At 70.8% G+C, this 12,474-nt stretch carries 9 protein-coding genes; 5 read left to right on the forward strand and 4 right to left on the reverse strand.

Going from position 1 to position 12,474, the window contains the following annotated elements:
* Positions 1-47 precede the first annotated feature (47 nt).
* Positions 48-950: a spermidine synthase gene (locus tag R2B67_RS23820; protein WP_317820897.1), complete on the forward strand. Its 903-nt coding sequence runs from the start codon at positions 48-50 to the stop codon at positions 948-950.
* Between the two features lie 9 nt (positions 951-959).
* On the opposite strand, the gene R2B67_RS23825 is transcribed toward R2B67_RS23820, so the two are convergent.
* On the reverse strand, positions 960-1,538 hold the full coding sequence (locus R2B67_RS23825) for a hypothetical protein (protein ID WP_317820898.1): 579 nt from the start codon (positions 1,536-1,538) through the stop codon (positions 960-962).
* A gap of 128 nt (positions 1,539-1,666) precedes the next feature.
* Between R2B67_RS23825 and R2B67_RS23830 the strand changes: the two genes are divergently transcribed.
* From R2B67_RS23830 to R2B67_RS23840, 3 genes are all read left to right on the forward strand, one after another.
* Positions 1,667-2,383, forward strand: coding sequence for a response regulator transcription factor (locus R2B67_RS23830; RefSeq protein WP_317820900.1), 717 nt, complete (start codon positions 1,667-1,669; stop codon positions 2,381-2,383).
* Complete coding sequence (locus tag R2B67_RS23835; RefSeq protein ID WP_317820901.1) at positions 2,380-3,837, forward strand: sensor histidine kinase; 1,458 nt, start codon at positions 2,380-2,382, stop codon at positions 3,835-3,837. Before R2B67_RS23830 ends, R2B67_RS23835 begins: the two co-directional genes overlap by 4 nt.
* A 148-nt stretch (positions 3,838-3,985) precedes the next feature.
* Complete coding sequence (locus R2B67_RS23840; RefSeq protein ID WP_317820903.1) at positions 3,986-5,476, forward strand: cellulose binding domain-containing protein; 1,491 nt, start codon at positions 3,986-3,988, stop codon at positions 5,474-5,476.
* A 97-nt stretch (positions 5,477-5,573) separates the two neighbouring features.
* Here R2B67_RS23840 and R2B67_RS23845 read toward each other — a convergent pair whose 3' ends face one another.
* From R2B67_RS23845 to aspT (R2B67_RS23855), 3 genes are read right to left on the reverse strand one after another with little or no spacing between them, the layout of a single operon-like run.
* Positions 5,574-7,244, reverse strand: a complete 1,671-nt coding sequence (locus R2B67_RS23845; RefSeq protein ID WP_317820904.1) for a bifunctional aspartate transaminase/aspartate 4-decarboxylase — start codon at positions 7,242-7,244, stop codon at positions 5,574-5,576.
* A gap of 24 nt (positions 7,245-7,268) precedes the next feature.
* Entirely contained in the window at positions 7,269-8,972 is a 1,704-nt protein-coding gene (gene aspT, locus R2B67_RS23850; protein WP_317820905.1) for an aspartate-alanine antiporter, read from the reverse strand.
* Positions 8,973-8,985: 13 nt separating this feature from the next.
* Entirely contained in the window at positions 8,986-10,662 is a 1,677-nt protein-coding gene (aspT, locus tag R2B67_RS23855) for an aspartate-alanine antiporter (RefSeq protein ID WP_237326034.1), read from the reverse strand.
* A gap of 422 nt (positions 10,663-11,084) precedes the next feature.
* Between aspT (R2B67_RS23855) and R2B67_RS23860 the strand changes: the two genes are divergently transcribed.
* The gene (locus R2B67_RS23860) at positions 11,085-12,410 is read left to right on the forward strand and encodes an ABC transporter substrate-binding protein (protein WP_317820906.1); all 1,326 of its coding nucleotides are present in this window, start codon (positions 11,085-11,087) and stop codon (positions 12,408-12,410) included.
* The last annotated feature ends 64 nt before the right edge of the window (positions 12,411-12,474 follow it).

Here is a 12,474-nt window from a genome sequence, read left to right on the forward strand (position 1 = left end):
CGCCGCTGCCGGTATCCCGGGCCCCCGACCAGCAAGGACCAGCGCACGTGGCACGTCGAGGAGCGCAGGCCGGGGGCAGGAAGCAGCAGGACCGCAGAGGCGGCCGGGCCGAGCGTGAGCCCTTCTCCGGCCCCGTCGACAGCGGTCGCGCCGAGCTCATACCCGACCGGGAGCGCCCGGACGGGTGGACGCTGCTGCTGGACGGCGCCCCGCAGTCCCACGTGGACCTCGGCGACCCCGCCCACCTCTCCTTCGCCTACCAGCGCCGGCTCGGCCACATCATCGACCTCGCCGCGCCCCCGCTCCAGCCCCTGAACGTCCTGCACCTCGGCGGCGGCGCCTTCACCCTCGCCCGGTACACCGCCGCCACCCGCCCCCGCTCCACCCAGCAGGTCGTGGAGGTCGACGCGGCCCTCGTCCAGCTCGTCCGCGACCGGCTCCCGCTGGACCCGCAGGCCCGGGTACGGGTCCGGGCGCTGGACGCCCGCGAAGGGCTCGGCAAGTTCCCGGACGACTGGGCGGACCTGGTCATCGCGGACGTCTTCAGCGGCGCCCGGACCCCGGCCCATCTGACCTCCGCCGAATTCCTCACCGACGTACGCCGGGTGCTGAAGCCTTCGGGCCAGTACGCCGCGAACCTGGCCGACGGGCCCCCGCTCGCCCACCTGCGCGGCCAGGTGGCCACGGCCGCCGCCGTCTTCCCCGAACTGGCGCTCGCCGCCGACCCCGTGGTCTGGCGCGGCCGCCGCTTCGGCAACGCGGTCCTCCTCGCCTCCGCCCTGCCCCTGGCCGTCGCCGAGTTCACCCGCCGGGTGGCGAGCGACCCGCACCCCGGCCGGGTCGAACACGGGCGGGCGCTCATGGACTTCACCGGGGGCGCGGCTGTCGTCACGGACGCGGCGGCCAAGCCGTCACCGGCGCCGCCGCCGTCCGTCTTCGAGAATCCCTGAGCGAACGGCTTACGGTTCGACGACCTGCACCGTCGGCGGCGTCCCGTTCCAGGTGCAGAACACGGAGTACGTCTTCCCGTCCACGCCGCCTCCGTCGCTGAAGTCCACCCGGATCCAGGCGTCGTTCGTCCACACCTGCATCGACCAGCCCGGCTCCGGCGTCGCCGAGACCAGCTTCGCCGAGCTCTTCCCCAGCTCGAACACGACCCGGCCGCCGTCGGTGCGGTACCCCTTCACCTCACCGGAGTTCGCAGCGGGCTTGGGGGAGGCCGGAGGGGGAGCGGGGGCGCTCGACGGCGTACGGGAGGGGCGTGCGGCCGACGGTGACGGGCTCGCACTGCCGCTGTCCGCCGAGGGGGAGCGGGAGGGCGAGGGCGACGGCGAGGAGCGGTGCGTCGAGGAGACGAGCGGGTCCTCGGTGGACTGCCCGATCCGCTGAGGGGCCCCCGCGCCCACAGAGATGGGCACGGCCCGGGGCGGGTCGTACGCCGTCCCCGTCATGACCGTGTGCACACCCCACCACGACAGCGTGACCGCCGCGCCGGTGGCGAGCGACCACGCGAGCGCGTGTACGAGTCCTCGTTGCATCGGGCACATCCTGCACCACGCGCACCCGGACTGTCCCCTCCGGCTTCCGTTCCGGCCTTTGCGGAGGATTCCGGCGAGGTGGGACGGGGCAGGGACCCGGCCCGTCCGGATGGCGTACGGTGCCGCCCATGGCAAGTGTGCTCGTGGTCGAGGACGACCAGTTCGTACGTTCCGCCCTCATCCGGCACCTCAGTGAGGCCTCCCACACGGTACGGAGTGTGGGCACCGCGCTCGAAGCGCTGCGCGAGGTCGCGCACTTCCGCTTCGACGTGGTCATCCTCGATCTCGGACTGCCCGACCTGGACGGCGCCGAGGCGCTCAAGATGCTGCGGTCCATCACCGACGTCCCGGTCATCATCGCCACCGCCCGGGACGACGAGAGCGAGATCGTCCGGCTGCTCAACGACGGCGCCGACGACTACCTGACCAAACCTTTCTCCGTGGAGCACCTCTCCGCCCGGATGGCCGCCGTCCTGCGCCGCTCCCGCGCGGCGGGCGGGGAGGCGCCGCCGCCCCGGGTCATCCGCGTCGGCGGGCTCGCCATCGATCCGCTGCGCCGCCGCGCCGAACTGGACGGTGCCGAACTCGACCTGACCCGGCGCGAGTTCGACCTGCTGACCTTCCTCGCCGGGCGCCCCGGGGTGGTCGTCGCCCGCAAGGAGCTGCTGGCCGAGGTCTGGCAGCAGTCGTACGGCGACGACCAGACCATCGACGTCCACCTCTCCTGGCTCCGCCGCAAGCTCGGTGAGACCGCCGCCCGGCCGCGCTATCTGCACACCCTGCGCGGCGTCGGCGTGAAGCTCCAGCCGCCCGCCGAAGCCCCGGCCGCGGAGCCGCCCGCATGAGGTGGGCGCTGGTCAAGGTGTGTCTGGCGGTCACCGCGATGGTCGTCATCGCCTTCGCCGTACCGCTCGGCCTGGTCATCCGGGAGATGGCCAGCGACCGGGCCTTCTCCGACGCCGAACGCCAGGCCGCGATGATCGCCCCGGCGCTCTCCATCACCACCGACCGCGAGGAGCTGACCCGGGCCGTCCTCTCCACCGAACCCGGCGACCGGGGCCGGCTCGCCGTCCACGTCCCCGCCCCCGAGAAGGCGGCGGACGGAACCGAGGGCGAGGCGCTGGACATCGGCACCCGGCGGGCGAGCCCCAAGGACGTCGCGACCGTACGGAAGGCGGGCCGCGCCTCCATCACCGCGGTCACCGACGGATTCGCCCTGCTCCAGCCCACCGCGCTCTCCACCGGAGACATCGCCGTGGTCGAGGTCTTCGTCCCCGAGGGCGAGGTCTCCAACGGGGTCGCCACCGCCTGGCTGATCCTGGCCGGGGTCGGCGCCGCCCTGATCGTCGGCTCGGTGGCGGTCGCGGACCGGCTCGGCGTACGGATGGTCCAGCCCGCCCAGCGCCTCGCGGGCGCCGCCCACGACCTGGGGGAGGGGCGGCTCGGCACCCGGGTCCCCGAGGAGGGCCCCACCGAACTCCGGTCCGCCGCCGTCGCGTTCAACTCCATGGCCGACCAGGTCGTCCAGCTCCTGGCCAACGAGCGCGAGCTGGCCGCCGACCTCTCGCACCGGCTCCGCACCCCGCTCACCGTCCTCCGGCTGAACGCCGCATCGCTCGGCGAGGGCCCGGCGGCCGACCAGACCCGGGCGGCGGTCGAGCAGCTGGAGCACGAGGTCGACACGATCATCCGCACCGCCCGCGAACAGCGCCCCCAGACCACGGGCGTCCAGACGGCCGCCGGGGCGGGGTGCGACGCCTCCGAGGTGATCCGGGAGCGCATGGGCTTCTGGTCGGCGCTGGCGGAGGACGAGGGCCGCGAGGTGCGGCTCGCGGGAGTGGACCGTACGGTACGCATCCCCGTCGCCCGCCCCGAACTGGCCGCCGCCCTCGACGCGTTGCTCGGCAACGTCTTCCGCCACACCCCCGAGGGCACCGCCTTCGCCGTCGACGTCCACCACAGCGGCGACGCGGTCATCGTCCTCGTCTCCGACGCGGGCCCCGGCATCGCCGACCCGAAGGCGGCCCTGGCCCGAGGCGCCACCAAGCCGGGCACGGTCGGCTCCACCGGCCTCGGCCTGGACATCGTGCGCCGGGTCGCCGAGTCCACCGGCGGCGACCTGCGCATCGGCCGCTCCGTGCTCGGCGGCACGGAGGTCCGCATCTGGATCGGCCTGCACGGCACCAGCCCCGACCGCGGCCGCCGGGGCCACGGCCGCCGGGTAGCCCGCCGCTTCGGCCGCCCGCGCCGCAAGGAGCCCCGCACCACAGCCGACGCCGCCACCTCAGGGCCCTCTTAGCCGCACCTTAAGCGCACCCTAAGAACATCAACTCCGGTCCGTAACGCCCGCTTTGCCCGTTCCGCTGCCGCTAGCGTGCTCCTCGCAACCCCGAAAGGGATCCGCAGTACAAGATCCGCAGCGACACAGAGGCAGGCAGGGCACGTTGATGGGTTCCCGCACACACCGCCGCACGGCGAGCGCGCGCACCAAGACGGTCGGCGCGATCGTCGCGGCGGCGGTCATCGGCGGAACGGTCTTCGCCCTGACCGGTACGGCGCAGGCGGCGGCGGTCGGGGCCGCGTACACCCGGACCAGTGACTGGACCAGCGGCTACACGGGCCAGTACGTCGTCACCAACGAGACCGACAAGACACTCACCGACTGGACGCTCCAGTTCGAGCTTCCGGCCGGCACGAAGATCGGGTCCCTCTGGAACGGCGAGCACACGGTGCAGGGCAACCGCGTCACCGTGAAGCCCGCGAGCTGGGACAAGGAGCTGGCCCCCGGCAAGTCCGTGACCGTCGGCTTCGTCACCTCCGCCACCGGCACGGCGGGCGACCCGGCGTCCTGCCTCATCAACGACGCCACCTGCTCCGCCGGCGGCCCGGCCCCCACCCCCAGCGGCCGCCCCACGGACACCCCCACGACCGGACCCACGGACACCCCCACGACCGCACCAACCGCGTCCGCGTCCCCCAGCGCGAGCGCTTCGACCCCCACGCCGGCCCCCACCGCCACCGGTCGCCCCGGTGGCGGCGGGGAAACCGGCTCCCGGTTCGCCCCCTACATCGACACCTCGCTCTACCCGGCCTACGACCTCCTCGACACCGCCACCAGGACCGGGGTGGACGAGTTCCACCTCGCCTTCATCACCTCCGGCGGCAGCTGCGCCCCGCTTTGGGGCGGCGTCACCGGACTCGCTGACGATCAAGTCGCGAAGCAGATCAGCGCGCTCCGGGCCAAGGGCGGTGACGTCCGGGTCTCCTTCGGTGGCGCGGCCGGGGCCGAGCTGGCCCTGAACTGCTCCTCCGCCGCCGACCTCGCCGCCGCGTACGGAAAGGTCGTCGACGCCTACCAGCTCACCAAGGTCGACTTCGACATCGAGGGCGCCGCGCTCCCCGACGCGGCCGCCAACACCCGCCGCGCCCAGGCGATCGCCCAGCTCCAGAAGAAGTACCCGGACCTGGATGTCGCCTTCACCCTCCCCGTCATGCCCGAGGGGCTGACCCGGCCCGGCGTCGACCTGCTCGCCGACGCGAAGAAGAACGGCGTCCGGGTCGACGCGGTCAACATCATGGCGATGGACTACGGGCCCGCCTACAGCGACGACATGGGCACCTACGCCATCCAGGCGGCGACCGCTACCCAGGCCCAGATCAAGGGTGTCCTCGGGCTCTCCGAGGCCGCCGCGTGGAAGGCCGTCGCCATCACCCCGATGATCGGCGTGAACGATGTCGTCACCGAGATCTTTACGGTGGAGGACGCCACGCAGGTCGTGAAGTTCGCCCAGGAGAAGGGCATCGGCCGCCTGGCCATGTGGTCCGGCACCCGGGACAAGGCGTGCCCGGGCGGGCCCAAGCCGGCCGCCGACGCCACGTGCAGTTCGATCGAGCAGGAGCCGCTGGCCTTCACGAAGGCCTTCGCCGCCTTCGGATAGCCCCCCCAGACCACCCCGTACCCCCCACACGCGCGCCCCGGCCTGGTCACCCCACCACCGGCCGGGGCGTGCCCCTTTCCGTGCCGAAAAGATGTCCTCAAACGCCGGACGGGCTGGAGGCGCCACCCGCCCGCCACTCCTCCGCGTACTCGTCGAAGATCGCCCGCAGATGGTGGCCGATCTTCAGGTAGTCCAGATCGTCCAGGTTGGCCAGCGACACCCGTACCGACCACTCAGGACCGTCGAAGCCGCCGCCGTTCAGCAGGACCACCGACGTCTGCTCGGCCAGCCGGAACAGCGGGTCCACCGGCTCGTAGTTCGCCTCCAGGAACGCGGCGAACGGCTTGCCGTGGACGCGTTCCGCCTCCGCCAGCAGGTCCAGCTCGATGTAGTACGCCGCCCGCTTCGGGTCCTCCGATACCTTCATGTGCACGCCCTCCAGCAGGAGTTCGAGCCGCTGCTGCACGATGGCCCGGATGCGGTGCTTGTACGCCTGGCCCTCGTCCAGCATGTCGAAGAGCGAGAACAGCGCCATCATCACCTGCTGCGGGAGTGAGAGTCCCGCCGTGTGGTTGAGCGCCACCTGCCGGGAGTCCGCCACCATGCGGTCGATGAACTTCATTTTCTCCGGCTCCAACGACAGCGATCCGTAACGCTTGTTGAGCCGTTCCTTCTCCTCAGCGCTCTGCTCCTTCAGCATCGCGTCGATCACGTTGTCGTCGTGCAGCGCGATCACCCCGAGCCGCCAGCCGGTCGCCCCGTAGTGCTTGGAGTAGGAGTAGACGAGCAGCGTGTTGCGGGGCAGGTCGGCGGCGAGTGAGCGGAAGCCCTCGACGAACGTCCCGTACACATCGTCGGTCACGATGATCAGGTTCGGGTTCTGCTCGCCGACGATGGAGACGATCTGCTCGGCGACCCGGGTGGAGAGCGCCAGCGAGGGCGGGTTGCTCGGGTTGACACAGCAGACCATCTTGATCGACGGGTCCGCCAGCTTGGCGATCTCCTCCGTCGGGTAGCGCCACTGCCGCACCCCGGTCTCGGTGAACAGGTTCGCCTCCACATGGACCACGTCGAAGCCGTACGTGTCCAGCTCGGGGATCTCCAGGTACGGGGTGAACACCGGGACCATCAGGGCGATCCGGTCGCCCTTCGCCAGGATCCCGTTCTTCATCAGCGAGTCGAAGATGTAGCACATCGCCGCCGTGCCGCCCTCGGTGGCGAACAGGCTCAGCGTCTGCCCCTCCGGCGGCCGGTGGTCGAACATCTCGTCCGCGAGGTAGCCGCGCACGATCTCCTCGGTGTGGCGCAGGATCCGGTCCGGCACCGGGTAGTTGTCCCCGATCGAGGAGTCCGCCAGCTCGTGCACGAACGCGTCCCGGTCGAAGCCGAACCGCTTCACCGCCAGGTCCACGCTCGCCTTCAGCAGCTCGATGCCGGGCAGCTCCGGATGCGTACGGACGAAGTGCTCGAACCGCTCCGCGCACCCCGCCTCCTCCGGCATCCCGCCCAGGTTGTCCGCCGTCCAGACCCGGCGGGACTCCGAGATCGCGAAGTAGCCGAGCGCGTGGTACGCCTCGCGGGGGCCGGTCGCGGTCCAATTGGGGTTGCCCCGGCCCGCGTTGAGCATGGCCCGGGTCGTCTTCCCCTTCTGGCCCGGCTTGTCGCTCTGCGCTTCCGTCGCGATCTGGATGAACTTGTCCTTCAGCTCGAAGGGCGAGAGCTGGGCGAAGGACCGGATCTCTTCCCGGCTGAGCTTGGTCTTGGGCATGGTGGTGTCCGCTCCCGTGCAGGGTCAGTGGTTGAGGATGACGATCACGGCGCCCCACACCGTCAGCAGGACGTTGCCGACGGCGTACGGAATCGTGTAACCGAGGGTGGGGATCTGCGACTTGGAGGTCTCGTTGACGGCACCGATCGCCGCCGTGGTGGTCTGGCCGCCCGCCAGGACGCCCATCAGCACCGGGAACCGGATCTTCTGGACGTAATGGCCGACCAGGAACCCCACGATCAGCGGGACCACGGTGGCGACCGCCCCGAAGACCAGCAGGCCCCAGCCGGCCGTGGAGAGGCCGCTGGTGAAGCTCGGGCCCGCGTTGATGCCGACGACGGCGACGAAGAGGCAGAGGCCGAGGGTGTCCATGAACCACTGGGCGCCCGGCGGCACGTTCCCGTACGTCGGGTACTTCCCGCGGATCCACCCGAAGACCAGGCCCATGATCAGCCCGCCGCCCGAGGTGGAGAGCGAGATCGGCACCCCGCCCGCCGTCAGCGCCGGGATGCCGATGCAGCCGCCGAGGAAGATGCCGAGCCCCACCCAGATCATGTCGGTGGCGAAGCTGGTCGGCACCGGTTTGCCGAGGGCCTTGGCCGCCGGGCCGACCAGGCGTTCCGGGCCGGTGAGGATCAGGGTGTCGCCGCGCTCCAGCGGGGTGGAGAGCCGGTAGGGGAACGCGGCACCCGCCCGGTACAGCTTGTCGATGTAGACGCCGACCATGAACGGTTCCCGGCGCACCTCCGCGACCGTCCGCCCGAGGTGCGCCTTCTCCGAGGCGACGACGTGCAGCGTCTCGGTGCGGTAGCCGAGCAGTTCGACGTCGTCGGCCTCGGCGCCGATGTGCGTGACGGGGTCGAAGTCGACCAGGTCGCCCCGGATCGCGCTGACCGCGACGGTGTCGCCGAGGCGGAGCGTACGGGACTGGTCGTGCTCCAGGACCGTCCCGTCCCGGCGGACGCCGGTGAGGTAGACGCGGCGGCCCAGCGCCTTCTGCTGGTCCTCGAAGTCGGTCACCGAGCGGCCCACCAGGTCGGGGCGGTCCACGCGGTACGCGCGCAGCACCACCTCGTAGTAGCCCGCCCCCTCGTCCGGGCTCTCGTCCGGCGCGTCCAGCTCGGCGGCGAGCTCGGCGCTCTCCTTCGCCAGGTCCCTGCGGTACAGCTTGGGCAGCACGTTGGCCAGGAGCATCGCGCAGAGGATCGTGCCCAGCGGGTACGTCACCGCGTATCCGACGGCCACCAGGTTCTCCTGGGTCTTCGCCTCGTCGGCCGAGAGCCCCGGCAGCGTACCGATGGCGTCCTGGGCGACCCCGATCGCGGCCGACTGGGTGAGGGCCCCGCTCATCAGGCCGGCGCCGAGCCCGGGGCCGTAACCGAGCAGGCTCGCGAAGAGCCAGGAGACCAGCAGCCCGGTCACACAGACCACGACGGCGTTGACGACCTGCGGCAGGCCGTCCTTCTTCAGCCCCCGGAAGAACTGCGGGCCGACCCGGTAGCCGAGGGCGAACAGGAACATGATGAAGAACAGGTTCTTCACCGTGTCGTCGATGTCGACCTTGAACTGGGCCCCCAGCACCAGCCCCGCCACCAGACAGCCCGTCACCGCCCCCAGCGCGATCGCCCGGTAGCGGATCTTGCCCAGCAGGAAGCCGAGCGCGATGACGAGGAAGACGAGCAGTTCGGGGTGGGGCTGGAAGATGTTCCGGTTCAGGAAGTCGATCATGTTCCCACCCCTCTCAGGCCCCCAGTACGCCGACGAGGATCGGACCGGTCAGCGGCAGCAGGAAGTTGGAGAGCGTGTACGTGATCGTGTAGCCGAGCAGCGGTACGGAGCTCTGGGCCACCTGGGTGATGGAGGTGATCGCCGGGGTCGAACACTGCTGTCCGGCGATGGCGCCGATCAGCAGCGGCTTCTCGATCTTCAGCAGCTTCCGCCCGACGATCAGGGAGATCGTCGCGGGCACCAGCACCATGGCGATCCCGGCGAACGGCAGCAGCGCCCCGTACTCCTTGAGCAGCGGCCAGGCCTGCGGGCCCGCCGCCAGTCCCGTACAGGCGATGAAGACGGCCAGGCCCATGTCCTTGAGCGTGGTCGCGGCCTGCGGCGGGAAGGCGCCGAAGGTCTGCTTGCGGGAGCGGAACCAGCCGAAGATCAGGCCGGAGATCAGGCAGCCGCCGCCCGTGCCGAGGGACATCGGGACGTCCCCGAGCTTGACCACGATCTGGCCGAGCAGGGAGCCGGCGACGATACCGAAGCCGATGTAGACGAAGTCGGTGGAGTCGTTCTTGACCACCGCGCCGATCTTGGCGACCAGCCTGTTCAGCCCGCCGCGCGCGCCCACCAGGGTGAGGACGTCACCGCGCTGGAGGACGGTCTCCCCGCTGGCGGGGAGGTGCTGGTCGTTGCGGAGGACGTCGGTGATGTAGACACCGTCCTTGCGGAACTCCGGGTGGTTCTTCTCCAGCCGGTCGATGGTCGAACCGGCGGTCGCCTTCTCGGTGACGGCGACCTGGCTGGTGGCCAGCGGGGTGTCGAGCCCCGGGATGGCCGGGGTCTCCGGGCCGATCTCCCGGCCCGCCTCGATGATCGCCGAGCGCCGGCCGACGACCTGGACCAGGTCGCTGAGGGTCAGCTCCAGGCCGGGGGAGGGCGTCAGCAGCTTGCTGCCGCGCTTGATCCCCTCGACGGTGATGTGGCCGCCGAGCCCGGACTCCAGGTCCCCGACGGTACGTCCGTCGGCGAGCGTCACCAGGTAGGTGCGGCCGACCATGCCGGGCAGCGCCTCGCGCTCGTCGGCCTCCAGACCTGCCTGGCCGCCGCGCATCTTCTCCCACAGCTCGCGGGAGGCGTCGGCCAGGTTGATGCGGAGCAGCATCGGCATGATCTGGCTGGTGAACAGGACGATGGTGATCAGGCCGAACAGGTAGCAGACCGTGTAGGCGGTCGCCACGTGCCCCTGGTACTGGGTGATCTGCTCGGAGGTCAGATCGCTGAGCTTGCCGATCGCCTCGGTGGCCGTCCCCACGACGGCGGACTCGGTGGCCGCCCCCGCCAGGATTCCGGCCGCCGTGCCGACGTCCAGGTCGAAGGCCTTGGCGAGCCCGTAGGCGATCCCGAGGACGCAGACCAGTTCGATGAAGCAGAGCGCGAAGAACCGCAGGCTGGAGCGGTTGAGGTTGGCGAAGAACTGCGGCCCGGCCATATAGCCGAGCGAGAAGATGAACAGCGCGAAGAAGACGGTCTTCACATCGTCGTCGACGCTGACGTGCCGGGTGCCGATCAGCAGCGACACGATCAGCGTGCCGCAGATGCCGCCGAGCGTGATCGGGCCGACGCGGAGCTTGCCGACCAGGTAGCCGGCGGCGAGACAGAAGAAGAGGGCCAGTTCGGGATGGTCGCGCAGTACGCCCATCCCGCCTCACTCACCCGGTCTGATGTCGGGGACCAGCATGATCAAAGGGGACATAAGGGCGAAATTAACAGGGGTGGGGTCACCCGGCACTTCGTCCGGCTTCGGCCGGCCCTCCGGCCGCCCCTCCGGCCACCCCTCCTGCCGCCCCTCCGGTCACCCCTCGTTCACCTCTCGACGGGTGGCCGGGCCCGACGCCCCCGCGTGACGCGGTGGACATCCTTCGGCAACGGAATCGTCTTCAACTCTTGACACCCACCCCCTTGAGGCAGGAACCTTCCGGCATCGGCGCATGGGAGCGCTCCCACAACCAGGGGAGGGGATCCCGCGCGCTTCCTTTCGGCTGGGCTTCGCGGCCTTCCGTAAGGCCTCCCCGTCCTTCCGCAGGACTTCCCGCAACACTCGCCGCACCAAGGAGCAGTGGAATGCGCATCACCCGCAGCGTTGCCGGTCGACGCCGGAGAACCGCGATCGTGGCCACCACGGGCCTGACGGTCACCGCCCTGCTGCTCACCGGCTGCGGCGGCTCGTCCGACTCGGGCAGCAAGGGAGCCGACGCCGACGGCAACATCACGCTGACCGTCGCCGACTTCGGCCAGTTCGGGTACAAGGAGGCCGGGCTCTTCGAGAAATACCACGAGCTGAACCCGAAGATCACGGTCAAGGAGGACACCACCGCCGAGGAGAAGAACTACTACCCCAAGCTGCTCCAGCAGCTGAACTCGGGCAGCGGCCTCGCCGACGTCCAGGGCATCGAGGTCGGCCGGATCAAGGAGATCGTCGACACCAAGGCGGAATCCTTCGCCGACCTCTCCAAGGTGATCGACGTCAACGAGTGGGTCTCCTGGAAGGCCAAGCAGGCCACCGCCCCCGGCGGCGCGGTGATCGGCGCGGGCACCGACATCGGCCCCATGTCCCTCTGCTACAACCGCGAGCTGTTCGAGAAGGCCGGACTGCCCACCGACCGCACCGAGGTCGCCGAGCGGACCGCCGGCGGCTGGGAGGACTTCCTGGCGCTCGGCGAGGAGTACAAGAAGAAGGCGCCCCAGGGCACGTACTTCATGGACTCCGCCAGCGCCATGTTCAACGCGGTCGTCAGCTCCAGCCCCGAGCAGTACTACGACGCGAGCGGCAAGCCGGTCTACAAGGAGAGCGCCGGCGTCAAGAAGGGCTGGGACCTGGCCGCCGAGGCCGCGTCCAAGAAGCTGACGCAGGGCCTCGCCCAGTTCGAGGACCAGTGGCAGGCGGCCCTGCGCAAGAGCACCGTCGCCACCGTCGTCTGCCCCGCCTGGATGGCCGGCCAGATCTCCACGTACGCCGGTGACGCCAACAAGGGCAAGTGGGACATCACCAGCGCCCCCGGCGGAGTCTCGGCCAACTGGGGCGGCTCCTTCCTCGCCGTACCGAAGTCCGGGAAGAACGTGGACGAGGCCACCAAGCTCGTGAAGTGGCTGACCGCCCCCGAGCAGCAGGCCGCCGTCTTCAAGGCGATCGGGGTCTTCCCGTCCAACCAGGGCGCCTACGAGCTGCCCGACGTGAAGAGCGCGACCCTGCCGTACTTCAACAACGCCCCCATCGGCCAGATCTACGCGGACGGCGCGAAGTCCATCCCCGAGGCGGTGCTCGGCCCGAAGGACGGCGTGATCAAGGACTCGATCTCCACGCAGATCAACAACATGGAGCAGCGCGGTACGAAGCCGGACGCGGCCTGGGACGTCGCGGTCCGCACGATCGACAAGGCGATCGGCTGACCTGACCCGGCGCCGCGCGGCCCGACCTGACCCGGCGCCGCACGGACCCGGCGCCGGGGTGGGC

This window comes from Streptomyces cyaneofuscatus (genome assembly GCF_033109485.1).
GTDB classification, from domain to species: Bacteria; Actinomycetota; Actinomycetes; order Streptomycetales; family Streptomycetaceae; genus Streptomyces; species Streptomyces cyaneofuscatus.